This window comes from Ensifer sp. YR511 (assembly GCF_900103045.1).
Taxonomy (GTDB): Bacteria; Pseudomonadota; Alphaproteobacteria; order Rhizobiales; family Rhizobiaceae; genus Ensifer; species Ensifer adhaerens.
The window spans coordinates 52575-78205 of sequence record NZ_FNGR01000017.1 but is presented as its reverse complement, the minus strand read 5'-3'; the positions used below and the strand labels follow the sequence as shown (position 1 = coordinate 78205).

Here is a 25631-nt window from a genome sequence, read left to right as displayed (position 1 = left end):
GGCGGAGGAGGATCCGCCGCCCTGGAAAGGGCACCAAATGAGGAAAAATCATGCTTCAGAAATCCCAACTTATTGAAAAGACTGACTTCTATATCAACGGTGGCTGGCAAGCAGTACCTGGCCGCGAGCGGATCGCGGTCATCAATCCGGCAAACGAGGAACCTTATGCGGTGATCTCTGCCGGAACCGCCGACGATATCGACAGGGCGGTTGTTGCTGCTCGGGCCGCCTTCGATACATGGAGCCTGACCAGTCGAGCCGAACGGTTGGCGGCACTGGAGCGCATAGCGGCCATTTATGCGGCGCGAATGGAGGAGATGGCGCAGGCGATATCCCGAGAAATGGGCGCGCCGATCCGGTTGGCGCGCGATGCCCAGGCCCAAGTGGGACTTTCACATCTCAACGCCTTCATCGATGCTTTCAAGGCGCATGAGTTTGAGACAGTTCCGAACGAGCGCTATCCGAACCAGAGGGTAGTCCATGAGCCGATCGGCGTCTGCGGTCTGATCACGCCCTGGAACTGGCCGATGAACCAGATTTCGCTGAAGGTACTGCCGGCGATCGCGGTAGGCTGCACCGTCGTACTTAAACCGTCGGAGATCGCGCCGATGTCGGCCATGCTCTTTGCCGAATTCGTCCACGAGGCTGGCATTCCGGCGGGTGTGTTTAATCTCGTCAATGGCGAGGGCACTGTGGTGGGCGAAGCGCTATCCAACCATCCGGACATTGACATGATGTCCTTCACCGGCTCCACCCGCGCGGGCATCGCAGTTTCCCGGGCGGCGGCGGCGACCGTCAAGCGGGTATCACTGGAACTGGGCGGCAAATCGCCGAACATCGTGTTCGCCGACAGCGACTTGTCCGCTGCCATCCAACGCGGCGTGGCCCAGTGCTTCGAAAACAGCGGGCAGTCCTGCAATTCGCCAACACGGATGCTGATCGAGCGCCATGTTTATGATGAGGCGATCGCTTATGCCAGAGCGGCGGCCGCCTCAATTTCGGTCGGCGATCCCGCTCTTGACGGCGATCATATTGGGCCGGTCGTCTCGGCACTGCAATATAGCAAGATCCAAGGTTTGATTGAGAAGGGCGTTGAGGAGGGCGCTCGCCTGATCGCCGGTGGACCCGGACGTCCCGAAGGCTTCGACCGCGGCTATTTTGTTCGGCCTACAATATTTGCGGATGTAGATAGCGATATGGCAATTGCGCGCGAAGAAATATTCGGTCCGGTGCTGGCGCTTATACCATTCGACACTGAGGAAGAGGCAATACGCATCGCCAATGACACGCCCTATGGCCTTTCCGGATATATCCAGACCGGCGATCCGGCCCGGGCCGGTCGAGTGGCCCGTCGCATCCGTGCCGGGATGATCCAAATCAATGGTACGTCACGCGCGCCGGGAACGCCGTTCGGCGGCTACAAGCAGTCCGGGAATGGGCGCGAAGGTGGCAAGTGGGGGCTAGAGGATTTCCTTGAGGTGAAGCTGGTCAGCGGTTGAACGTCACTTCCCCGGAGCGCGTTTGCTCCGGGGGACTGCGCCTCGCGCGGCTTGCTTGGGCTAGTCTTCCCGCCGTTGCTCTGCGAGCAGTGCCGTCGGCCCATTAGATCGGCGTCACGGCAGCGGTCCAACGTCCAATCCAGGATTATAGACAGGCCACTCCCGTATGTAGTTCGCGTCCCAGTGCTTGGCTGATGCGGTCAGAAGAGGTCAAAACAGGGCTTATGGGTAGTGTGTATATGATATATCATGGAACATGTATAAAGGAGCCCGAGATAACTATGACAGACCACTATAGCGCAGCCTTGGCAACCCGCATCATCTTTGGCTGTGGCGGCATTGAACAGTTGTCCGATCTCGCGGCACCCTTCGGTGAACGCGCTTACCTTATGATCGATCCATTTCTCAAGGGATCGGCGCTTGAGATGCGCATTGTGGAGCAACTCCGGTCAAGGGGCATCGAGACACGCTTGTGGCACGATATCGTGCCCAATCCGCGCGCCGAGAGTTGCGATGAAGCGGCTGCCGATCTCCTGCGTTTCGGTGCGGAATTGATCGTGGCGATCGGCGGCGGGTCTACAATTGATGCTGCCAAGGCCGTGGCGCTTGTCGCTAGCAATGGTGGCCGCGCATGGGACTATACCGCCCGGGCGAATTCCGAAATCCTTGTGCCTTCACGACGCGGCTTGCCGCTAATTGCGGTACCAACGAATGCAGGCACCGGGGCAGAGGTCACTCCCTATGCCGTTCTATCAAACCAGCAGGCAAAGCTGAAGGCAACGATCATTCATTCCTTTTGTCAGCCGGATGTGGCGCTTATCGACCCTGTCCTTCATATGACGAAGCCTGCACGGCTGACGGCATCCACCGGTGTGGACACTTTTCTGCATGCGTTCGAAGGGTACATTGGCAATCGGGCGAACGGCTGGGCCGATCTGTTCGCGGAAAAGGCGATGGAGCTAACGCTGCGATGGTTGCCGAAGGCGTGTCAAAATCCGACGGACATCACGGCACGTAGCCATTTGGCGGAAGCCTGCTACATGGCCGGCATCGCGCTTTCAAACGTGGGCGTGGGCATTCCGCATGCCCTTGGTCAGGCCCTGGGTGCACTCAAGGATACGCCGCATGGAGAAAGCTGTGCGGCCTTTCTCATTGCAACCATTGACTGGACACAACCGCAGGCCTCCGATCGACTAGCAAAGGCCGCCAGGCTGTTCAATCCGGAGTTAGTCGAAACAAGCGATGACATTGCTGCATCAAGACTAGCAGGGCTGGTTGCAGATTTCTTCGAGCGTATCGGGATGGATACTACGCTCACCCGCAGTCTTGGCGCCCAGGAAATCGATGATTTGTTGCGGGTTGCTGAAACCAACTACGGTTTTGATATCGCCTGCTCGAGGAAGCTCGCCGCATATGATGATCTTAAAATGATCGTTAGAGCGAGCCTCTAGATATTCGCAAGTCTGGGATGGAAGTTGACAGCCGTTGAAAGCAGCCAGCCATCGTCTTTATACAGACCAATCAATGTCCTCTCTGGCAGCCTGTCTTCATCGCGATGGCGATGGTGTGTGGCGAGATCTATTGGCGCAACTCACGTCTGCTGTCGCCGCCAGCCGACACAGCGTTGCCCTTTTATCGGTGTGACGGCTATTGGAAGAGAGAGATGTATGTCTGGCTCAAAAAGGTTTGAAGGCCGGTCAGCCCTTCAGCTCATAGCCGATGTGACAACAACTCGCGCGAACCCAGGCACAAACAAAGTTGGGTTCTCCCAGTTCGTCTGTCCGCATCTCAATAGGTTGGCACTGAAGTTAAACCAAGCGGGACTAATTCGTGAATAAGCCGAAATCCTCTAAGCGTGCCGATGCGGTCGATCTCCAAATTGGAAAGCGAGTACTACAGAGGCGAAATGCTCTGGGATTGTCGCAGTCCCAACTTGCCCAACAGCTCGGAATTAGCTTCCAACTGGTCCACAACATAGAAAGTGGGAAAACCCGGGTTAGTGCCACGCGTCTTCAGAGACTCTCGCTGATATTGAGGGCACCTATAGAATATTTTCTGGAAGAGGTAGCAAACCCAGTAGGACCCCATGACACGCTTGCCCCCAGCGAGATTGAATTGTCTGGGGTTGCATCTGGCGCGGAGGGCTTCGAGCTAAGTAAGGCGTTCATGCGCATCAGCGACCTTACTGCACGTCGGGAGTTGATTCTACTGGTCGAGAGTATTGTTGAAGCTCAGGTTAAGGTCGGCGGGTAGCACAAATTTGCGGGCCTCGTCAGACCGTAGTGCGCGCTATTGTTTTCAGGTGGCCTATGAGTTGGAGATTCGCTTGCAGCAACTCCCAGTCACCGCTTGAAGCGCGACTGTGCATTCGATGGTCGCTCCTTCAAACAAAGGGCCTCGGCTTCCCGGCTGCTCAACCCAACGGGTTGGCTGACATGACGTTGTCAGCCACCTTTATTAGGTGGCCTCCCTGTTCACTGTACTAACTGAGATCTTTGTTTTCTAGGATCGCCGGACTTTGCCTGATTGACTGGATTCATCGCGACGAGCCCGTCGCAGCTCCTCTGTCCCGAAAAGGAAGAACCTTGCTGTGTTTAGCATCAGACCGCCCGCGCATAATCAGTATATCCGGCTGCTCCCCCGCCGAAGAGCGTGCTGGCGTCGAGTTGGTTCAGCCCCAGGCCCAGTTGCAGGCGCGCCGGGAGATCCGGATTAGCAACAAAGGGGCGCCCGAAACCGATTAGGTCGGCCCAGCCGTTTTGAAGAGCCTGTTCCGCACGTTCGGCCGTATATTTTCCTGAATAGATCATCGTGCCGCGATACATTAGCCGCAGCGCCTCCTTGAAGGCTGCAGGCATCTGCGGCGCATCATCCCAGTCGGCTTCCGCAATGTGGATATACGCCGCACCGACATCATCGAGTACCTTGGCGGCGGCCAGATAGGTGGCTTGCGGCGTATCATCCACAGCGCCCTGAAGGGTGGTCAGCGGCGCCAGACGCACACCGACCCGATCCTCGCCGATCGCGACTGAAACCGCTTCGGCGACCTCACGCAAGAAGCGAAGGCGCCGTGACAGGGAGCCGCCATAACCGTCCACGCGGGTATTGGCCTGCGAGTCTATGAATTGGTTGATCAAGTAACCATTGGCTCCATGCAGTTCCACCCCATCGAAACCGGCGTCAATCGCGTTGCGTGCTGCGTTGACGAAATCTTGCACCACATATGCGATTTCCGCTTCGCTCAGGGCGCGAGGTTTTGAATGCTGGACCATCTCACCAATGCCGCCCTCCGGCCCGCGACCATCCGGGTCGATGAAGACCTTTACACCCTCTGCGACGAGCGGCGAGGAAGACACCGGCGCGCCGCCATCGGGCTGGAGTGTGTTGTGCGACACGCGTCCCACATGCCATAATTGCGCGAACATGCGGCCACCCTTCGCATGCACCGCATCTGTCACCGTGCGCCACCCAGCGACCTGTTCAGGCGTATAGATACCGGGCGTCCAGGCATAGCCTTGTCCTTGCCGGCTGATCTGGGTGCCTTCGCTGAGAATCAACCCGGCCGAGGCGCGCTGCGCGTAGTATTCGCTCATGAGCGGCGTAGCTACATCACCATGACCTGCCCGCGAGCGGGTCATGGGAGGCATGACGATACGGTTGGGAATTTCTAGGGCGCCCAGTCTATAGGGTGTGAACAGCATGGTTTCGCCTTTCGTTATTGGGACATGTAAGATTGTGTACTAGGCCACCGGGGCGCCGGAGAACACCTTTTAGACAGTCCCGCCAATGCCTACTGATACAATTAGGGATTGCGATAAATCGTGGCCGATCATCGACCACTGTCTACGCCATCAATTATGAAAGCCCGGTACTCCGCACCCTTTTCGCGATGTTTCTTCGCATCCTGATAAGCAGGGCTGTGGTACCAATTCCGGGCCTGCTCGATGGTGGAGAACTGGAGGATCACCGCTCCCTCGATCGGCGCGCCCTCAAGGAGGTCGATCTCGCCATATCTGGCGAGCGATGTGATTTCATGCCCGACCCGCGCCGCGGGAACCTTTTCCCAGTACGTCTCGAGCTCGGCAGCGTCCAGTGTGCTCTCACGCATAAAAACTACATAGGCGGTCATGTTTTCTCCTCAACCAAATGGCTCGGATGGTGCGGACGGTCCAATCTCTGAATGAAATCGGCACTCCGCAGACGAAGGCTTCTGGATGTCGCGCGCTTATCGTTTTGACCAAGCGCGGCTGTCGCTAAATCGAAGAACTGTTGCTGCGATCTTATTGGCGTAAGCACGGTGATAAACCAGGTTTCGGGAAAATCATTTGTGCTTCAAAAGCCAAAATGGATCCTTTGCTTGGTCAATCGATGCTGAGTGTCAGGATATATACGTGACGTGATAGCCCCTGTTCACACTGAACAAGGGCCCACGTTAAGCTGTCACCGCATCCAAGGATTTGCCGCAAAACCTTCAACGAGGCGAAAGCGAGAAGCGCCAGATCTCAAATTGCTCGCTCCCCTGTTGAACTGCATTGGCGAAATGATTGTTGGCGTTGCTGGATGTGAAATAGACATTGTTTCCGTCACCTCCAGTCAGTGTATCCGGCCAGAACACGCCTTCGCTCGCTTGTGCCAATTGAACGGTTCCGGTCGCGGGATCCACGCGCGTGATGCCGTTATGGGCAACGTCGGTGATCAGTACTGCGCCATCGTCAGCCACCATGATGCCGTCTGTGCCAAAATCTAGAGAGGCAACCGTTTTGACGGCGGCAACCACCTCGTTTGCCGGTACCGCGACATCGTTGAGCTTTTCTGTGCTGATAGAATGGAGAGCGTCGCCTGTGGTTACCGTCCAATAGAGCGTGCTGCCGTCCTTCGACAAGGCTATACCGTTGATACCGATAAGAATGGGTTGGCCCTCCCATACAGCCTCGCCGTGCGAAACCACCCTTATGTCCTTCTTGACCTGGACCGAAGGATCCTGGTTCAAAAGGCGCCGCGCGTTATCGGCGTTGAAATTGTAGACGATGATGCCCGTCTTGTTGTCAGGCGCGCTGCGAAATCCGCTGTCGGAAATATAGGCAATGCGCGCTTCCTCATCGACGGCGATGTCGTTGAGGAAGCTGCCCCGCCGATCGGCAACAGTATCGAGAACTACGGTGCGCACCGGTTCTCCTGTGGCGAGGTCAAAGATAACGATTTTCTGACCACCCTCCGGCGCTTCTGCTTCGCCGGCAACAAAGCCCATATCCAAAGCCCAAAGCCAATTGTTGGTGTTGTCGATGTAGAATCCGAGGACGTTGCGAAGGGTCTCGGAGGGGTTGCCTCCAGCGACATTCCATTTTGCCGAGGGGTAAGGTGTCAGGGCTGCCGGCCCATGCGTGACTTCGGTGGACAAACGATTGAGCGTTGCCGGGACGGCGGGATTGATCCAGCGTGGAACGGAAACGAAGGCTTCGCCGTGCTTGGCGAAATGCAGGCCCGCGATCGGAGCCTGGTGAGAAACGGGATCACGTTTCCTATCGGCAGCGGTCTGCCACGAGACCCCCCTAAAACTGCGCCAGAGTTCAGGTTCCTTGGGCTTGTCCGATGCAACAGTTCCCCCTGCCGGGGCTGCCAGCGCGATGACGAGCAACAGTCGTTTCAGGCTCCTGCCTACCATTATTATAACTCCTTCGTTGCGCATGCCATCATTGATGCGGGCAATGCCGAGTGCGTTCTTTTTCAGATAGAGTTTGACCTATTATAAGAAGGACGCCTCTTTTCTAAAATCATGAGTTAGGGTAAGAGCCATAGGAATTCTTATGGGTCTTTATTTGTTTTTATGAATCAGCTTGTCTACCTGCGCACCTTTCTTGATGCTTATCGCTCCGGATCTCTGACGCGCGCAGCAACGCGGCTCGGGATTACGCAGCCTGCAGCATCGGCGCATATCCAGAGCCTCGAAAACACATTCGGAAAAGCGCTGTTCACTCGGCAGGCCCGCGGTGTGGCGCCTACCGCCGCCGCAGACGATCTTGCCCGCGCCATCGCTCCGCACCTCGACGCACTCGAAGCCAGCTTCGATACACTGCGCCTGAGGTCAGGAAGCGTACAGGGAACTGTACATATTGCCGGCCCGGCGGAGTTTCTTTCCGTGCGGCTTGTCCCGATGATCTTGCCACTTCAAGTTCATGGCCTGAAATTCCGGCTGCAAACGGGTAACAGGAACCGCATCCGGACGTTGCTCGACGACGGGGCGGTCGATCTGGCAATCACAACGTCAAAGCCAGATAATGCCACGCATGGCCATGTTGAGATCGGACGTGAAAGGCTGCTCCTCGTCGCTGCGCCCGAAATTGCGCGGCAGATGAAGGGACGCTCTCTCACCGCCGCCTTTCTCCGCGAGCTACCTTGCCTGGCGTATGACGAGCATCTGCCTTTGGTCCGTGAGTTCATCGAGGCGGTGTTCAATGAAACCCCGTTGTATCAGGCCGCCGTTACGGCGCCCGACCTGAGACTGCTGGCTAACGGTGTTGCCACTGGAGCGGGATGGTCGGTGCTCCCCGATTATATTGCCGCAGACTACATCGCAACTGGGAGAATGGCGGAATTGCCGACTATCCGTCCAGGCCCGGAGAACCTGCTCTATCTCGTATGGAACAAAGGAGCCTTGCGCCAACCGCGCGTCGCATACGTCCGAGACCATATCGTTGTTTCCGCGTCGCAGTTCGCGTCAGACGGCCAGGGTTGATTTAGCTATCCTTGGCTAGGAAATCGATAAGCGCGCGCGTGGCGGCTGAAAGGCGACGATGCGGCGCAAAGATGATAGAGAATGGCCGAGAGCGCCCACGGGCATCTGCAAGCACTTCCACCAGGCGTCCCTGCTCGATCCGGTCCCTAACGATAAAATCATAAGTCTGGCAAATTCCGAGACCGTTCTCTGCCAATGACACGACGCCAAGCACGTCATCAAGTATCCGGATTGGGCCCGACGCTAACCAGTCCACGTCGAGACCATCGCGGCGCAGCAGCCATGGGGAGCACCGCCCCGTGCTCGGCATCACGAAGGGTAGACACCGATGCTCCGCCAGATCATCAATCGTGTTCGGCGCACCTGCTCTTTGAAGGTAGCGTGGTGAGGCCACCAGACAAAGCGCGGCGTCCTCTAGCTTGCGTCCCATAAGTCCGCTGTCCGGCAACGGTCCCAGTCGGATCGCCAGATCGTAGCCTTCCGCCACCAAATCAACGTTCCGGTTCGTAATGCTCAACTCGACGTGGACTTCAGGATAGGCTCGGCTAAACCGCGCAAGCATGTCGGGCAGTCGGTAATGCCCATAGGTCGTCGAGACGCTGACGCGCACATGGCCCGTCAGGGATTCGCCATCCCGCCCTTGAATAGCCCGCTCGGCATCGTCGATCAGCGAAAAGGCCACACGCGTTTGCTCAAGATAGGAGCGTCCTGCATCCGTCAAGCTGAGGCGGCGGGTGGTCCGCCGCATGAGTTGAGTACCGAGCCGGGTCTCCAACCGTGTTATCGCGCGGCTGAGGACCGAGGGGGTGGTAGATAAGGCGATAGCTCCTTCGGTCATCGAACCTTTTTCAACGACGGTGACGAACGCTTCCACATCGCCGAGATGGTCAAACCGGCGGCCCATTCCTAACCTCTTGCGAACAAATCTGTTTCCTTCACGAAGCTTTATCCCCGATATCGCCATCGATAAAGTGATTTTCTTGTCGCCACATGATCGCCAAGAAGCGATCGGAACCCGCATCAATTCATAAATGTCATTCGACACAAGAAAATTGAAAGGTTGAGCTAATGGCTGAAAACCGAACTTTCCTCGTTACGGGCGCCAGTAAAGGCATCGGGCGCGCCTTGTCCGAACGCCTCGCTGCCAAAGGCCATCATGTGATTGGTCTTGCACGAGGCGCAGACGACGCCCAATTTCCCGGAACGCTGATATCGGTCGATTTGCAGGATCGCGAACGTACAGGACAGGTCTTTGAAACTATCTGCGCTCGCTACAAAATAGACGGAATCGTCAATAATGTCGGGCTGGTTCGTCCGCAACGTCTCGGCGAAATCGAGCTCGGCGATCTTGACGACGTGCTGCACTTGAACCTGCATCCAGCCGTTTGCGGGGTTCAGGCCGCGCTGCTAAACATGCGCTCCAATGGATGGGGACGCATCGTTAACATTTCCAGTCTAACCATTCTCGGCGTCCCCGAAAGAACCGCCTATGCAGCCGCAAAAGCGGCGCTTGTCAGTTTCACACGTTCCTGGGCACTCGAGCTTGCGAGGACAGGTATCACAGCCAATGCCGTGGCGCCCGGACCAACGGAGACCGAACTGTTTCGTGCCAACAATGCGCCCGGCAGTGACGGCGAAAAGCGGTACCTGTCCGGCGTGCCTATGAATAGGCTTGGAAAGCCCGACGAAATTGCAGCATCAATCGAATTCCTGCTGTCGGAAGACGCTGCCTTTATCACGGGTCAAACGCTCTTTGTGGATGGCGGCGCATCCATCGGCAAATCTATGCTGTAAACGCGCATACCGCATTGGCGATACAGCACGCGTGAGGTGTGGGCATATTCTGTAAGATATCGCTCGTTCCTGCGGATAATCCTAGCGGGCACCAGCCGCTGATCCGACGGAACCGAATGTCTGACGCAACGCCGCTTCTAAGAAGCCTCGATTCATCTTGCTCTTTGATGAACAAATAAATTCCCGCTATGCATCTTTATTGCCGCGTGAGCCTCAATAATATTGTCCCAACAGACGCGGTCTAGCGTCACTGTCCCAACCAGATATGAGGAGTAGGTCATGACAAGCGAAGTTCACGATCGGAAGCCGGTACTGATCGTTCTTACCAGTCACGGCGTCAAAGGCGAAGGCGGCGAGCCAACAGGCTTCTACCTAGGCGAAGTCACCCATCCGCTTGCCGTGTTCGATGCTGCCGGCATTCCGGTCGAATTTGCCTCGATCGAAGGCGGAGAACCGCCGGTTGACGGCCTCGACCTCAACGATCCGATTAATGCGCATTACTGGAATGACGAACGGTTCCGCAACGCTATCCGCAAAACGCCTCGTCTGGCCGACGTAAACGCCGGACGCTACGCCGCGATATTCTTTGCAGGAGGCCACGGGGCGATGTGGGATTTTCCAAATAGTCCCGCGGTTCAAAGCGTCGCACGCGACGTCTTCGAGGCCGGCGGCGTCGTGGCCGCCGTCTGCCACGGGCCCGCAGCACTGGTCAATGTGACGCTCAGTAACGGCAGCTATCTCGTCTCCGGCAAGAATGTCAGCGCCTTTACCGACAATGAGGAGCACGCCGTCAACCTCGACACAGTCGTACCATTTCTCTTGGCAAGCACGTTGTCCGCCCGCGGAGCGCATCACCATTCCGCCCCCAATTGGACTGCGAAGATCGTCGTCGATGGAAAGCTTGTTACCGGCCAAAATCCGCAATCTGCAACCGGCGTCGGCGAAGCCGTTCGGGATCTTCTTTCCGCCTAACCATCGCAAGGCATCAAGCCGAGGATAACCGCAATGACCTGCAATCCCCGTGCCTTAGGTCTTACGGGATGCTGGCTGCTCTTTTCTGGAGAAATATCATGAAACTCATCCGCACATTTGCAATTGCCCTCGCACTGAGCACCAGCGCGCTCAATGCGCATGCGGCCAATGTCCTAGTCGTCCTTTCAGATTCCGACCGCCTCGACCTGAAGGATGGCAAGGTTTTTGAAACGGGCTTTTATCTCAACGAACTGATGCAGCCGGTCGAAGCGTTGCTTAATGCCGGTCACGTCATCACTTTCGCTACTCCCAAAGGATCGGCACCGACCCTCGATAAATCGTCCGTCGACAAGATGCATTTCAGCGGCGACGAGGCAGCGATGCAGGCGAGCAGTGACCTCCTCGACAAACTCAACCTGACATCGACGACCAAATCTCCGGTCATCAGCCTCTCTCGCGTCGAACAGATCGGCTATGATCAATTCGATGCCGTTTATGTCCCGGGCGGTCACGCCCCCATGCAGGACCTGCTTGTCAGCCCCGAGTTGGGCAAGCTTCTCACCCACTTTCACACCAACGCCAAGACGACGGCACTGGCTTGTCATGGACCGATCGCGCTTCTTTCCACCTTGCCGGATGCGAAAGGCTTCACAGGACAGCTTGAAACCCAAAACAGCGTCCAGCAGAAGCCGGATTGGATCTACGCCGGATACAAGCTCACCGTCATCAGCAATCAGGAGGAGGAGATGGCAAAAAGCCTGTTGAACGGCGGAGAGATGAAGTTTTACCCGCAGACAGCCTTGGAACAGGCCGGCGCCGCATACTCGAGCAATCAGACGCCATTCACTTCCAACGTCGTGACGGACCGCGAACTCATAACCGGCCAGAACCCCGCGTCTGCCCCGGCAGTTGCCGAGGAACTACTGAAGCGGCTTAAGTAAGGCACGCTCCAAAACGTCAAATGCATCCGGCACCCCCAGCAAACAGCCTGTGGGTGCCAATGCAAAGTGTCATTCTAGCCGCCGCGCTGCAATCCCGGCCCGTCCTAAACATTTCCCAAACACGAAAGAAACAACATGACCACCAGCATCAAAGTCGTCGCGCGCGTCGTCATAGCTCCGGGACAGGAAGCCGCGTTCGAAAAGCATGCAAGCGCGCTTTCCATCGCAACGAGGGATGAGGAGGGTTGCCTCTCCTATCACCTTTTCCGCAATTCGGCGCAACAAGGCGTCTACGTCTTCGTTGAAGACTGGGCGTCGCGTGAAGATTGGGAAAAGCACATGTCGGGCACGGCAATCCGCTCCTTCAACACCCAGCTGTCGCCCGGGACGATTGCCCATATTGAAATTCACGCGCTTGATCAAATCGCCTGACGCTGCGCCGGCCTTTCGCAACACCTTACGAAAAACGGGACATGCAATGAAAAAGTTGAACCTCGGGATCGTCGGCACGGGCTTTATTGCAGGAATTCTTGCACCGGCAATCCAGTCGTCGAAAAATGCGCGGCTGACGGCCGTTTCCAGCCGGACCCTGGCGAAAGCAGAAACCTTCGTTGTGGACTATCCGGGCGTGGTTGCCGTCGAAGGCGCGGAACGATTGCTCGCGCGCCCCGATATCGACGCGGTCTATGTCGCGACCCCCACCGCCGCCAAGGAAGGCATCGCGAAAAGTGTCCTTGAGTCCGGCAAGCACGTGCTGATCGAAAAGCCACTGCAATCAATCGAAGTCGCCGAGCGTCTTTCTGCATTGGCTCGCGAGAAAGGGCTGGTGCTGATGGACGCCACCCATTTCGTCCATCATCCGCGCACTGCGGTGATGCGCGAACGATGTGCAGAACTGATCGGCACGCCGCGTTCCCTGCATACGATGTTCTATTTTCCGTTCTCGGACCGCGACAATATCCGCTTTGACCCGGACCATGAGCCGATGGGCGCGGTGGGCGACATGGCGTGGTATTCGATGCGCGCCGTCGTCGAATATCTCGCGCCGGAGAGACTAGAGGATATCAAGGTCTTCACCGAACGCGATTCAGAGTCGGGCGCAGTCATTCGCGCAACAGGCGTCCTGAAGTTCGACGATACAAAAACCGCGACGTTCGATATCGGCTACACCGCTGGCGCAGCGGTGATGGACCTCACGCTGGCAGGAACGTCCGGTATCTTGACGCAGGATGACTTTGTTTTGGACTGGCAAAGCGGCTTCGGCTTCGACAATCCCGATATTGCGACCGGCATCACCCATCGCTCCGGCATGGCGACCAGAAAGGAGTTCGTGTTTATCGAGACGCCAACCCCGATCTCGCAGCACACCCTTATGGTCGAGACTTTCGCGGATCTGGCGCTGAATCCGGATGCGGGCAACCGAGAAAAATGGCTGGAGGCGTCCGCGAAGACGCAAGGTTTCCTCGATGCGGTCTGGCTAAGCGCTCAATTGAGCACGTGAGCCACCACCCGACACTGTCAAGCAGAACACGAAAGAAAATCAATGACTACTCTCTTCGATCGTTACGATTTAGCCGGGCGCATATTGAAAAACCGGCTTGTCATGGCGCCTATGACACGCGCGCGCGCCAAGAACGGTATTGCCGACGCCCAAACGGCCCTTTACTACAGCCAGCGTGCCGGTGCCGGCCTTATCGTGACGGAAGGGACACCAATTTCGCAGGAAGGGCAGGGCTTCGCCTATGTACCGGGCATCTGGTCGGAAGAACAGGTGAAGGGTTGGCGCCTGACGACCGACGCGGTGCATGGGGAAGGAGGAACCATCTTCGCGCAGATCTGGCACGTCGGGCGCATGTCCCACAACTCCTTGCAGCCCGGTGGCAAGGCCCCCGTCAGCGCCACCGCCCAGCCCGCGCGGGACGCAAACAGCATGGCGTTTGCCTTCGATGACCAAGGCGAGCCCGGCTTCATTCAAGCGAGCGTGCCACGGGCGCTGGGGACCGAGGAAGTCAAGCGCGTCGTGAACGACTTCGCAAATGCCGCCACAAATGCGGCGGAGGCCGGTTTCGATGGCGTCGAACTTCACGGTGCCAATGGTTACCTTTTCGAGCAGTTCCTGAATCCCACCGTTAATGACCGCACCGACCGCTATGGGGCGGCGACAATGGAAGACCGCACGCGATTCCTGCTCGAGGTCGTTGATGCAGCAATTGAGCGTATCGGCTCTGCCCGAGTCGGCATTCGTCTGTCGCCCTATGGACAGCTGTTCCAAATGGCGCACTATCCCGAAATTGAAGCCACCTATCTGCACCTCGCGGCGGAGCTGTCGAAACGCAATCTAGCATATGTGCATTTCATGGATCAGGGCAGTCGTGGCTCTTCGCCCATGCCTGTCGGTTTCCTGCAGAGTTTCCGCGCAGCCTATTCGGGAACACTCATCCTGGCTGGCGGGCTTGATCAGACGAAGGCAGAGAGCTTGGTTCGCGATGGCCTCATCAACTTACCAGCTTTCGGTGAGCCGTTTATTGCCAACCCCGATCTCGCCGAACGTTTCCGCCAGGGCTGGCCGCTTGCCCAGGCCGACCGCGACAGCTTTTATGGCGGTACTACGTTGGGATATACCGATTATGCCGCGTATCGCGATCTGGCAGCTTGGCCTAACGCGGCTCCTGCGGCACGCTCGATTTAACCTCGAGCATCGCTTTTGAGCCGAGCCGCAAAACCGGCGCGGCTCGTTCACAGCAAGAAACGTGATGGCCACGATGGAAACGATCCGATAGGCTGCCTAGCTACCGTCGCTTGGACCAAGCCGTCCATATCCAGGCATGAATTTCGGTTGCACTCCTAAATTTCGCATTTGATGAGTGACATTGTGTTAGCATTGGTGGGCGTTGGCGTTGTACACACAGATCGAAGCATATTTTTGTTCCGTCGATCCGCGGATTCCCGGTCTGTTACTGCGCCTTCTTGAGGGGTCCTTCGCTACCAGCATCAGCGATTGCTTCTCTAACTTGCCAAGCGCTACCAATTCCCTAGGGCCACCCCATAGATGCGACCTGCGAGTTACATGCTGTTAGCGGGCATGTTTCATCGTGCCAATAGCAGCCCAAGAGGCGAAATGACGAAAGAGGTGACGGATGGATCGAACGATAGTCAGTCGCGCGGGCGTGGGCGCAACGGCAAGAATCATTCAACGACGGCAGCTGTTATTGCCCGCAGTCATCATTGAGGACCCCACCCTTATCGTTGTACGACACGGAAACAAGCGACTACGATGGGCTGGCAGGGAGTGCTTGGTTGAAGCAGGAACGGCTATAGCTGTTGCAGGCGGACAAACCTTTGACATATTGAACACACCCGATATAGACACCAACCTCTATGAGGCAGAATGGCTAGTCTGCGATCCGGCAATCGTGGCAGGCTTCGCAGATAGGAATGCCGCTGCCACGCCCATCCAGTGTGTGCATGCTCTCTCGACATTCTCTCTTGCCTTCCATGAAGCCTTTCAACACGCACAGAAGGGCGTGTTCGAAGAAGCCCATGTCCCTACCAAAGCAGCGATCGCACGCATCGTCGAAATGCTTGCCTGGCTTGATCAAAGTGGCGGTTACTTTCGTAATCCCGTGAGCAAGTCGATGTCGGACCGGGTAAGGCGAGTGTTCGGCGAAGACTTAAGCGCCAAATGGCTCGCCCCAGCTGTTGCTAAGCACCTGGGTGTTAGCGAGGCGACACTCAGGCGCCGCCTGGCGGTTGAGAACACTTCGTTCAACAGTCTGCTGATTGATGCTCGAATGAACCGTGCGCTGACGCTTCTTCAGGTGACTGATTTGCCGGTAACGCAGATAGCCTTCCAGATAGGATATGAGAGCGCGTCACGGTTCTCGGCGCGCTTTCGCGCGCGTTTCGGCTGTAGCCCCTCAGCTGTGCGCTCGCCCGAATGAGGGTTGACCGTCCGGCACCAGACCACGGCCCGCTGCTGCGCCCAATTCATTTGTCATGGCAGAGCGCTTTGATCGAATTAGCATAGGAATTGATCGGATGAGGTCAGCAACCGCGCGCAGGCTGTATATGGTTTCGGCTTCAGATAAACGAGGTCAATCTATGCCTAAGCTATTTCCAACGCTTGTATCTGTAATTGCAATTTTGGGATCGTCATCGGCGGTGTTTGCGCAAAGCTTTACCCTGTCCAGTCCTGACCTGGAGGGGGGGAAGTTCAAGGACCAACAGCTCCTGAGCGAGCCTTACGGATTTGGTTGCTCTGGTGGCAATGTTTCCCCGCGGCTGACCTGGAGTGGCGCCCCGGAAGGGGCAAAAAGCTTTGTACTGACAATGTATGATAAGGATGCGCCGACCGGCTTGGGCTGGGTGCATTGGGTTGTCGCCAATATACCAGCCGACGTGAACGAGCTCCACAGTGGAATTACCGCCGAGGGCAACCGGCTTCCGGCCGGTGCGTTCCAGACCCGAACGGACTTTGGGAGTGCCGGTTATGGCGGTGCTTGCCCGCCCCAGGGCTCAAGCCACGACTACGTCATCACGCTGACCGCACTGAAGATCGAGAAGCTACCGGACGCGATCACACAGGAGGCGACTCCCGCGCTCGTTGGCTTCTTCACCAGAGCCAATGCGCTTGGTGAAGCCACTCTAACAGTCAATCAGGGTCGGTAAAGCGATCGGACGAACTCGAATTTGCGGAGGACTACCATGATCTCTCCCCGTTCTTTAATGGCTGCTGCGGCAGCTGTGGCGACGTTGCACACTGCTCCCGCAATCGCGCAATCGAGTGGTGCTTGCGTGGCTACGGAAACGATGCGTAGCGGCGCTAACAACTACGTGCCGAACGCTCCCATCATCGAGAACCTCGGTACTGGTTGGACGCTCACTGGTATAGTGCGCGAAGCAGGCACATGCGCGCCGCTTGCCAATGTCCGGGTGCAGGTCTGGTCGGCGACCGATCGCGGGGGCGAACGCGAACCCTCCAACCACGGCTCGGTCCTCACGGATGCCAAGGGTCGCTATACCATGGAGATATCCGAGGTCCGCCCGTCTTTCGGGCAACCCCATGTCCACATCGCGTTCGTCGATCCGAATTATCAGACATTGTTTTTACGTTCGGTTCTCGGCAGCGATGACCGGGAAGGCATGACGGTAGATTTTGTTGTGCAACCGATGGCGAATAGTGATGCGCAGCCGAGCGGCTGACCGTCCGCGAATCGTCATTCGCGCACTGGCCGCCGCGCTCTTAATTTGGTCCTTCACAATTGCCGCGGCCTCGCCGTTGCAAGACGGTCGCTCCCCAAGCTTGGTGGCTGGTGGGTTGGCCGGCGTGCTTGCACTAGGATTGCTCCTCGTGCAGCCGCTTTTGGTCACAGGCTGGCTGGTGTCGAAACCGTCGGGGAGGCAAGTGCATCGTTTCGTTGGAGGGGCACTCATAGTGCTCGCTGTTGCGCATGTGGGAGGACTTTGGCTCTACAGCCCTGAGGATGTAACCGACGCCCTCTTGTTGCGTGCCCCGACACCCTTCTCTTTCTGGGGCGTCATAGGGCTCGGCGGGCTTGTGGTCGGAGCGCTGACCGGGGCCGCACGGAGAAGAGTCCCTGCAGCGCTGTGGACCGCTACACACTTTGTCGTCGCATCGATTGCAACTACTTCGGCTGCAATCCACGCCTGGATGATCGAAGGCGCGATGGGACCGTGGAGCAAGGCTCTGCTCTGCGTTGCGATTGTGGCTTGCCTCATTGCCGCTGCAGCCTCCGTCTTTCGCGTCAGAATCGATCGGTGGCGCCACTTCAAACGCGAACAGGTGCTGGACAAGGGGTGACGCGAGAGCAAGGGATCTCGCACGATAGGCGTCGAGGTACGTTCGCAGGCAGACAAGTTGGTCTATATGAAATGTGAAGCCATAAGAATCATGATGGCTATTACCCTATCATATGATTTGAGCCGGTAGATGGCATTTCATAGTTTCAATCGGAAGCAACCTGGGAACTAGTTTGCTTCCTGATTACCGATTGGACCTCTAGTCCAGCCGGAAGGGACTGCTGATGGAAGCAGCCAAGGTGCGTTTGGCCAGACAAGATAATTGGAGGTGACGGAGGCAACACTTGTTTTGCCTCACGTAACGCCACCACTGGTTTTGTCAATGCCAACGAATGGCGGGAGTTAATACTGGGGGTACCCCGGTATTTCCTTCTTCCACATTATTGAGATTGGTAAGCAAAGATTTTGTTGGGGCGAAAGTTAACGGGTTGTTCACTACCACCACCAGAATAACAGGAGAGTATTTGATGACGATAGACAAATCAGACGTGACATTGATGACCAGAAAAGTCCTGGAGCATCATATGGGAGCGTTCGCTGCGGGCGTGGATGAGATCCTGGCCGACTATACGGATGAATCAGTGGTAATCACGCCGAAGGGCGTCGTTCGCGGCCTTTCGGAGTTGCGCGTATTCTTCCAGGAGTTTATCGACAACGCAACGCCTGCATTTTGGGACGCCTACGTACTCCAAAGCAAGGTTTGTGATGGCGATTACGCGTTCATTACCTGGACCGCGAAACCTTTCCTGACCTTCGCTACCGACACTTTTCTAATCCGCGATGGCAAAATCCTGATGCAGACCTTTGCTTCGTTGGCCGTATAGTCGGATTGGGGTCGGTATTGAATCTCTAATTCACACAACCGACGCTAGGACCAACACCATTTGCGGTTAGACTGCGCTGGGGCCGATGTTGCCGTCGGTCGCAAGGGCAGGTATTCAAAAAGGGCGGCGCCCACGTTCATGTCCATAACGCACTTCATGAGTGAATATCGGCCTGCAACGTGGCGCGGCGCCCCTGGGAGCATCTCTGAAAGAGCATGACAATTTATCAAGCCGAGAGTGTTGTCATGTCCGAATGTCGCTCGTTTCGACCCATTCTGTCTTTATCGATAACTTCAACCCGCAGAGGGCATCGCGACGCCTTTAACGTTCGGTTGTCCTGGCTGTCGTTGTACCACGCCTCAAAAGCACGAACACGATCTTGACCAACATGTTTGTGCGACCTGCCCGGCAGTTCATGAAAGCACGTACTGAGTCAAAAACGATACGGGTGAGCCGCTGCGAACGTCCTGCCAAGCCGGCACGGTGAAGCGCGCCGATATCATTAAGACAGTCGCCATGCTCTGGGACGAAGGACTTGGCAAGATGGCGATGCGGCGCTCGAGACCGATGGACGGCGGCCACAACGCGTCCTTACGACCGTGGAGGGCGCATTTGAATCCAACCAGGGTAACCGCCGCCTGCTGACATGGACGGTCCCGCAAAATGGGCAAGTCGCGCGCCACCTTGCTCTTCGGCGTTTGGCGTAATCATTAATGGAGATCTGAGAATGGCAAAAGTGAGCGTATTGGGCCTCGGGGGCATGGGGTCCAGAATGGCCGCCAACCTCATTAAGGCCGGCTATCTCGTCACCGTATGGAACCGCACTTCTGCTGCAACTGCTGATCTGGTCGCAGCCGGCGCCCGCGCTGCGGAAACGCCAAGGCAGGCTGCAGCCGAAGCTGATTTCGTATTGTCGATGGTTCGAGATAACGAAGCCTCGCGATTCGTGTGGCTCGACCCCGAAATCGGTGCGCTACCAGCCATGGACAAAGACGCTACTGCGATCGAAAGCTCGACGCTGACACCCAACTGGATTCGCGAGCTTGGCGCTGCGTTTACTGCGCGGGGCGTTTCTTTTCTCGAAGCCCCGGTCTCCGGCTCGCGCCCCCAGGCCGAATCAGGCCAGCTCCTGTTCTTTGCAGGAGGAGCGGAAGCCACGCTCGCGCGTACTACGCCGTTGCTTAGGACCATGGGATCTGACATTCGCCATACAGGTGAACTCGGTACGGCGGCGCTCGCCAAACTTACTACCAACGCACTCCTCGGCATCCAGGTGACCGCTCTTGCAGAACTCATCGGGATGCTGCAGCGCTCAGGTGCAGATCCAGGACGCGTTTTGCAGGCCGTCTCCGCCGCTTCGGCATGGAGCCCCGCCGCAAGCTACCTCGCCGGATCGATGCTTTCCGGCAGTTTTGCGCCACAATTCCCAATAGAGCTCATCGAGAAAGACTTCCGCTACATCGTAGGAGCAGCTGGTACCGAAGCGAATGTACCTACCGTTCTTGCAGCTCTGCAGGTCTTCCAATCTGCGATTTCATGCGGATATGGTGATGAGAACATGACCGGCGTCGTGCGTCTGTTCACAGAATGACGGCATGCGGGGGTTAACCGCAGGCCGAGCATTCGCAGGTCCCGGGTTCGCTCATTTTCGGCTCCAACTGCTGCTGTAAAACAAAGTCCTTACGGGGAGCGGTTCTTCCTGGGTGTCATTGCGCGTGTCCCTCGACTGACCGGACATTAATATTCAGTTCACCGTGAAGACCATGACTGACGTTTCCTTTACATCTTAGCTCGGACGCGGCGGAGACAAAGTCGGCCCTTACATCCTCGTCGATTTGGTGACCAACTGGCGCTGACGATCTGCAATTAACACGTTTTCCAAGGTCGATGAGAGGGCTGATAGAAAGGCATCCTTCCGCTTTGTAAGAAAGAAGTGCCCTCCTTCCCAGATGCGGGCCTCCGTCTGTCCCGTTGAAACCTCCGACCAGCCGGCAAGGCTTTCAACGGAAACCAAGCCGTCAGCATCGCCGCCGCTCACGAACAAGGGGATGTTGAGCGGTGTGCGGTTCACGTCAAAGGCATAGGTCTCGAGTAGTTTAAGGTCGTTTCGCAAAACCGGAAGGACGAGAGCGAGGAACTCCGGAGCATCCAGCACTTCTCGCGGTGTACCGTCGAAGCGCTTGAGTTCTTCGATGAGATCCTGGTCGGGCAGCATGTGTTTGTGGCGGCCAATGGGATGGGAAGGTGCCGAGCGACCACTCAGAACCAGAGCGATTGGCGTGGGCAACCCCATTGCCCTAAGGCGGTGGGTCAATTCGTAGGAAATGAGCGCGCCCATGCTGTGCCCGAAAAAGACGAAGGGCGTATCGGACAAGTAGGGTGCGATTGCATCCGAGAGCATTGAAACTAACAATGCCATGTCATCGATCGCCGGCTCCCTCATACGTGTGCTTCGGCCGGGCAATTGCACCGGCCAGATTTCAACGTCATCGAGCAGCATCGTCGCCCAATCGCGATAAAATTCCGCACCGCCACCCGCAAACGGAAGGCAGAAGAGGCGCAGTCGCGCGTTCTCCCGCCGCGTGACATAGCTCAGCCAGGGAGAAGGGGATCGGGCGAAGGGGGACTGGGTTCGGATCATAGGAACTCGTTGGTTTTCGTCGTCGCGACGCGTTTGGAGGGGGAGGAAAGTCTCTCAAGGTCTATCAGCGCTCGGATGTTGCGCGCCAGAAGCTCGTCGTCGACGGGGTGGAACTTGACGTTGTTGGCGGCGAGGCGTGCTCTGGTTTTTTCCGAGCGGATCGGGATGAAGTGTTCGTAATCGCGCCATGCATCGCCGATCAGCGGCAGCGTTTCCTGCCATAGGGGGGAAGCGCGATCGACCGTTGAGGCCACGCGCGCGACCCAGTCGGGGCCGCTCAGGCAATCGATGGAATAGCCGAGATCACGAAGAACGCGGCCAATGTCTCGCCATTTCAGGTCGGCGGCGTTGCAGAGGTGGTGGATGGCACCCCCTGCTGTTTGACCCCATGCCAAGGTAATCATCGCGTCGGCCGCCTGGTCCACCGGCACGAAGTTCACCGGCCGTTCCCCATCGGGAACCGCACCGCTCTGGATCATGAGTTCGACGAGACGCCAGAACATGTCCTGCGGATTGGGTCGGTGATTTACGAGATCGCCGCATACGGTCGTCATGCGCATCACCGACCCCGGAAGTCCTCGCTCGAGTGCGCGCCGCATCATCCGATCGGATACCCAGCGTGCCTGCAGGTAGCCATTGGGCAGCCCCTGCCAGCAATCGATTGGGGAAGCTTCATCTGCCGCAGGACTGTCGGCGCGCGCCGTGCTGTGGTCGATGACGCCGAGACTGCCGACGAAGTGCAAGGGTTTCGTCGTGCCGGAAACGGCGAGTTCGATCATTGTGCGGGTCGACTGCACATTCGAAGGGCGCAGACGGTCATAGGGCGAAACGAAGTTGATGCGGACGCCCGTGTGGAACAACACGTCCGTATCGTGAGCGAGTTCTGCCCAACGTCTGGAACTGAGGCCTAGCTGCGGCGAACCCAGGTCTCCGGCAACGGCGCGCAGCTTTCGGCCGCGTGCTTCCGTCCACAATGCGAAGCTTCGAAGATGGGAGGCGATGCGGTCGAGGGCCTCGGCATCATCTTTTGCCGAGGCGAGGCAGCTGACGAGGGCGCCGGGCTCGTCGAGCAATCGGGCAAGCAGCCAGGCGTTGATGAAGCCCTCGGCGCCGGAAAGAAAGATGCGAGCGCCGGAGGATGGCCATTTGGCCACCTGGCCAGTCGGGATCGCGATGTCTTCGGCAAGCCGGGACTCCTTTTCCAGATCCACTGGCCCATCTGAGTTCAGGGGTGCCGTGGTGCCTGTCTTCAGCGCGTCGACCAGCATTGCCTGACCGCGCGCGTCCGGGTGCTCGAGGGCGGCACGGATCGGGAACGCCACCTCGAATTGCCGTCGGATGTTGAAGCAAAGCTGGGTCATCAGGATCGAGTTGCCACCCGCTTCGAAGAAATCGACGTTCGTGCTGTCGACGGGACGTCCGAGCGTTGTGGTCCACAGTTCGAGCATCTGCCGCTCGGTTTCGGTTGCGGGGGGCACGATGACGCCGTTTTCTGTCCTTGCTGCGAAGGAGGGCGCAGGCAGATTGCGGCGGTCGACCTTTCCTGTCGCTGTCTTCGGCATCGCATCGAGCACGACGATCGCATCGGGAACCATCGACCGGGGTAGGCGACGCACAAGCAGGGTACGCAGCTGCGAAGCGAGTTCCTGGGTTTCGATGTAGGTGCCTTGTTGTCGCGTGACGTAGGCCACCAGGCGCGGGTCGTCGCTCGTGGCCGCAAACGGTGCGACAACAGCCTGGTCGACTGCGTCGTGCGCCTTGAGATGCACCTCGATCTCCCCGGGCTCGATGCGGATGCCGCGGATCTTCAGTTGACTGTCCCTGCGGCCGCGAAACATCAACGCGCCATCGGCCCGCCTTAAGGCCATGTCGCCCGTGCGATAGAGACGGCGCGCCTTGCCATCCGGTCCAGTCCACATGCGGAAAACCTTGGCCGATCCGTCCGGATCGCCGAGATAGCCGGTGGCGAGCCCGGCCCCGGAGATCATCAATTCGCCCACTGCGCCATCGGGCAATGGGCGGGCCTCGGCGTCGAGGATCCAGGCTTCAATGCCGGCAATCGGCCGGCCGATGGTTATCTCGCTTTCGCCGCCCCGCAGTTCATACCAGGTCGCGTCGGCCATCACTTCCGAGGAGCCATAAAAATTCAGAATTCGGGCGTTTGGAAAACGATCTTGCGCGCGTGCGGCGAGTACCGGCGAGAAGGCCTCGCCACTAACCTGGAGGACGCGGACCCCAGGCAGCGTTCCGTCGTTCTGCGCGATCAGAGCCGACAGGACCGTTGGCGTCAACACGAGATGTGTCACATTCCGTTCGGCGACCACGCGCCACAGTTCCACGGGATCGTGTGCCGTATCCGGATCAGGTACAACGGCCGGGTATCCCAAGACGAGCGGCGAGAGAATTTCGCATACGGCATCGACGAAGGCCGGAGATGTTTTCAGGCAGCCCAAGCCACGAGGTCCCGTTGGGACATCGCGTGCCATCCATGCCAATCGGTTGGCGAGGGCCATATGGGGCAGCTGGACACCCTTTGGTCTTCCCGTCGAGCCCGACGTAAAGACGACACAGGCGATGTCTTCAGGCGCCGGTGGTGTGAAAGTTGGCAGCGTTGGGCCCGGCCCAGCCGGTCCGATGGTCGCGCAATCGACAACCGGGTTGGCGCCGGAAAGATCGATCTCGTCCATGGTCCACAGATCGCCGCTGGTGACGATGACGCAGGGACCGTGTTCGGCAAGCGTTTCCAGGATGGCTGCTTGCGGCCGCCTCGGGTCGAGCGCAAGCCATGGGCGGTTGAGACGCAGAGCGGCCAGGATCGAAGCCGCATAGTCGACCCCCGGATGAAGCCAGATGCCAAGTTGTCCGCGACCGGGCAAGGCCGCCTCGACGCGCGTGGCGATGGCGATGGCGCGCTTACTGAGCTCGCCGCGGCTGATTTCGTCGCCGTGTTCGTCGACAAGTGCCGGCGCTTCGCCTGCTTGACTTACCAGCGTGTCGAAACAAGACCAGGGATCGCCGTGGGCAAGTGTCAGGGCAGGGCCGCCACGCGCAACACTCTCCGTTGCCGATCGCGTGGCGTCGAGCCGCAAGGTCGATACTGTCCCATCGGGGGCAGCCACCAGCTGCAGCATAAAGCCGCGAACCTGATGAAGCAGGCAATCGATGGCGTTTTCGTCGAAGCGCACGGGATCATAAGTCAGGGCCAATCGAATGCGCTTTTCTGGATAACCTCCCAGCATCAGCGTATAGTTGTTCTTTTCGTAGGAGCGAACCGGCTCAGTGCAATTGCTTCCGGTCTCGCTGCCTTCCCCGCCACCCGGCTGGTTTTCCCAAACGACCATGGTCGAAAACAGTGGCGTACCCGGTGGAAGACCCGAAAGCGGCTGCATCTCGACCAGAGGAAAGAAATCCTGCCGGCGCGCCGCGGCCTTTGTGCTCTGTACCCCCCGAAGCCAGTCGCGGCAGGAGGCCTCCTCATCAATCTCGACAACATTCGGCAGGACGTTGAGAAACAGGCCAATAGTTCGCTCGACGTCTGGGATTTCAGCCGGGCGCGTCGATACTGTTTCGCCGAACATGACCTGATCCAGCGCGCCGTAGCGGGAAAGCACGAGGGCCCAGGCTGCCGAAAAAACCGTGCTTTCGGTGACGCCGATCTTGCGCGATGCGGCGCGGAAAGCCTGGCTGTCGCTCTCGTCAAACACGAGCGAACGGGATCGGCTTTGTCCTTTCGTAGAACCTGAACCGCCTTCGGTGGCAAGCGGTATCGGGGTGGCAGCACCGACAGTGGAAAGACGCTCCCGCCAGAAGCCTCGGGCACCCTGATGATCCCTTTTGCCGAGCCATTCCAGGTAGGCGCGGACCGACGGTGCCGCGCCAAGGTCGGCATTCCCTCCCGCAAGCGTCGCCTCATAAATTACGTTCAATTCGTTGAGCAGGATCGTGAGTGACCAACCATCGGCGATAGCGTGGTGAAGCGTCAGGGTGATGCGGTGGCGTTCTTCGGCCAGGCGATGGACATGGACCCGAAAGAGGGGTGCCTTGTCGAGCCGAAATCCCCGATCACGGTCCCGTCTCAGCCACTCCTCGACAGCTGTGTTCTGGTCATGCGCGGATAGATGCGCAATGTCGTCGAGCGTCACCGGCGACGACGCCGTTTTGTGTGTGACGAGATAGGCTTTTTGCAGTCCCTCCCAGTGGAAGGAGGAACGCAGCATCGGTTGGCGATCCGTGAGCTTCTGCCAGGCTTTCTGGTAGGCCGGTCCATCCAGGGCGCGATCGACGACAAAGGTGTATTGCTCCAGATAGGCGCTTGGATCCTGTTCACTCAGCGCGTGATAGAGCATTCCCTGCTGCAGGGGCGTTGCGGCAAAGATGTCTTCTACGTTTCTGTTCTGCTGCATCAAG

21 protein-coding genes are annotated in these 25631 nt (G+C 57.9%); 15 read left to right on the top strand and 6 right to left on the bottom strand.

Annotation, left to right across the window (positions count from 1 at the left end; all coding sequences use genetic code 11):
- The first annotated feature begins 50 nt into the window (after positions 1 to 50).
- From BLU15_RS24780 to BLU15_RS40905, 3 genes are all read left to right on the top strand, one after another.
- Complete coding sequence (locus BLU15_RS24780) at positions 51 to 1499, top strand: aldehyde dehydrogenase family protein (protein WP_176960344.1); 1449 nt, start codon at positions 51 to 53, stop codon at positions 1497 to 1499.
- Positions 1500 to 1780: 281 nt separating this feature from the next.
- A complete protein-coding gene (locus BLU15_RS24775) occupies positions 1781 to 2950 on the top strand; it encodes an iron-containing alcohol dehydrogenase (RefSeq protein ID WP_176960343.1) in 1170 nt (389 codons plus the stop codon).
- Positions 2951 to 3329: 379 nt separating this feature from the next.
- Complete coding sequence (locus tag BLU15_RS40905) at positions 3330 to 3752, top strand: helix-turn-helix domain-containing protein (RefSeq protein ID WP_090298900.1); 423 nt, start codon at positions 3330 to 3332, stop codon at positions 3750 to 3752.
- 347 nt (positions 3753 to 4099) lie between these two features.
- Here BLU15_RS40905 and BLU15_RS24765 read toward each other — a convergent pair whose 3' ends face one another.
- The 3 genes from BLU15_RS24765 to BLU15_RS24755 form a co-directional block, all read right to left on the bottom strand.
- Entirely contained in the window at positions 4100 to 5200 is a 1101-nt protein-coding gene (locus tag BLU15_RS24765; protein ID WP_090298897.1) for an alkene reductase, read from the bottom strand.
- Between the two features lie 128 nt (positions 5201 to 5328).
- Complete coding sequence (locus BLU15_RS24760; protein WP_090298894.1) at positions 5329 to 5628, bottom strand: DUF1330 domain-containing protein; 300 nt, start codon at positions 5626 to 5628, stop codon at positions 5329 to 5331.
- A 342-nt stretch (positions 5629 to 5970) separates the two neighbouring features.
- Entirely contained in the window at positions 5971 to 7161 is a 1191-nt protein-coding gene (locus BLU15_RS24755; protein ID WP_176960342.1) for an SMP-30/gluconolactonase/LRE family protein, read from the bottom strand.
- Positions 7162 to 7323: 162 nt separating this feature from the next.
- On the opposite strand from BLU15_RS24755, the gene BLU15_RS24750 reads away from it, so the two are divergent.
- Positions 7324 to 8232: a LysR family transcriptional regulator gene (locus BLU15_RS24750; protein WP_090298890.1), complete on the top strand. Its 909-nt coding sequence runs from the start codon at positions 7324 to 7326 to the stop codon at positions 8230 to 8232.
- 1 nt (position 8233) lies between these two features.
- Here the strand turns inward: BLU15_RS24750 and BLU15_RS24745 are convergent, their stop codons facing one another.
- Positions 8234 to 9253 (bottom strand): LysR family transcriptional regulator, encoded by a 1020-nt coding sequence (locus tag BLU15_RS24745; RefSeq protein WP_244546804.1) that lies wholly within the window; start codon positions 9251 to 9253, stop codon positions 8234 to 8236.
- A 47-nt stretch (positions 9254 to 9300) separates the two neighbouring features.
- On the opposite strand from BLU15_RS24745, the gene BLU15_RS24740 reads away from it, so the two are divergent.
- The 11 genes from BLU15_RS24740 (at position 9301) to BLU15_RS24685 (ending at position 20174) form a co-directional block, all read left to right on the top strand.
- A complete protein-coding gene (locus tag BLU15_RS24740) occupies positions 9301 to 10026 on the top strand; it encodes an SDR family oxidoreductase (protein ID WP_090298884.1) in 726 nt (241 codons plus the stop codon).
- A 279-nt stretch (positions 10027 to 10305) separates the two neighbouring features.
- Positions 10306 to 10998, top strand: a complete 693-nt coding sequence (locus BLU15_RS24735; protein ID WP_090298881.1) for a type 1 glutamine amidotransferase domain-containing protein — start codon at positions 10306 to 10308, stop codon at positions 10996 to 10998.
- 98 nt (positions 10999 to 11096) lie between these two features.
- Entirely contained in the window at positions 11097 to 11939 is an 843-nt protein-coding gene (locus BLU15_RS24730) for a type 1 glutamine amidotransferase domain-containing protein (protein ID WP_090298879.1), read from the top strand.
- Between the two features lie 135 nt (positions 11940 to 12074).
- Entirely contained in the window at positions 12075 to 12371 is a 297-nt protein-coding gene (locus BLU15_RS24725; protein ID WP_090298876.1) for a putative quinol monooxygenase, read from the top strand.
- Between the two features lie 46 nt (positions 12372 to 12417).
- Positions 12418 to 13440 (top strand): Gfo/Idh/MocA family protein, encoded by a 1023-nt coding sequence (locus BLU15_RS24720; RefSeq protein ID WP_090298873.1) that lies wholly within the window; start codon positions 12418 to 12420, stop codon positions 13438 to 13440.
- Between the two features lie 42 nt (positions 13441 to 13482).
- Complete coding sequence (locus BLU15_RS24715) at positions 13483 to 14628, top strand: alkene reductase (RefSeq protein WP_090298870.1); 1146 nt, start codon at positions 13483 to 13485, stop codon at positions 14626 to 14628.
- A 604-nt stretch (positions 14629 to 15232) separates the two neighbouring features.
- On the top strand, positions 15233 to 15880 hold the full coding sequence (locus tag BLU15_RS40095; RefSeq protein WP_176960341.1) for a helix-turn-helix transcriptional regulator: 648 nt from the start codon (positions 15233 to 15235) through the stop codon (positions 15878 to 15880).
- 97 nt (positions 15881 to 15977) lie between these two features.
- Positions 15978 to 16607: a YbhB/YbcL family Raf kinase inhibitor-like protein gene (locus BLU15_RS24705; protein ID WP_244546803.1), complete on the top strand. Its 630-nt coding sequence runs from the start codon at positions 15978 to 15980 to the stop codon at positions 16605 to 16607.
- 36 nt (positions 16608 to 16643) lie between these two features.
- Positions 16644 to 17141, top strand: a complete 498-nt coding sequence (locus BLU15_RS39060; protein WP_143034250.1) for a peptidase associated/transthyretin-like domain-containing protein — start codon at positions 16644 to 16646, stop codon at positions 17139 to 17141.
- A 1085-nt stretch (positions 17142 to 18226) separates the two neighbouring features.
- A complete protein-coding gene (locus BLU15_RS24690) occupies positions 18227 to 18583 on the top strand; it encodes a nuclear transport factor 2 family protein (protein WP_090298858.1) in 357 nt (118 codons plus the stop codon).
- Positions 18584 to 19310: 727 nt separating this feature from the next.
- Complete coding sequence (locus BLU15_RS24685; protein ID WP_090298856.1) at positions 19311 to 20174, top strand: NAD(P)-dependent oxidoreductase; 864 nt, start codon at positions 19311 to 19313, stop codon at positions 20172 to 20174.
- A gap of 228 nt (positions 20175 to 20402) precedes the next feature.
- Here the strand turns inward: BLU15_RS24685 and BLU15_RS24680 are convergent, their stop codons facing one another.
- Both BLU15_RS24680 and BLU15_RS24675 read right to left on the bottom strand, forming a co-directional pair.
- Complete coding sequence (locus BLU15_RS24680; protein ID WP_090298853.1) at positions 20403 to 21224, bottom strand: thioesterase II family protein; 822 nt, start codon at positions 21222 to 21224, stop codon at positions 20403 to 20405.
- The gene (locus BLU15_RS24675) at positions 21221 to 25627 is read right to left on the bottom strand and encodes a non-ribosomal peptide synthetase family protein (protein ID WP_176960340.1); all 4407 of its coding nucleotides are present in this window, start codon (positions 25625 to 25627) and stop codon (positions 21221 to 21223) included. Before BLU15_RS24675 ends, BLU15_RS24680 begins: the two co-directional genes overlap by 4 nt.
- Positions 25628 to 25631 lie beyond the last annotated feature (4 nt).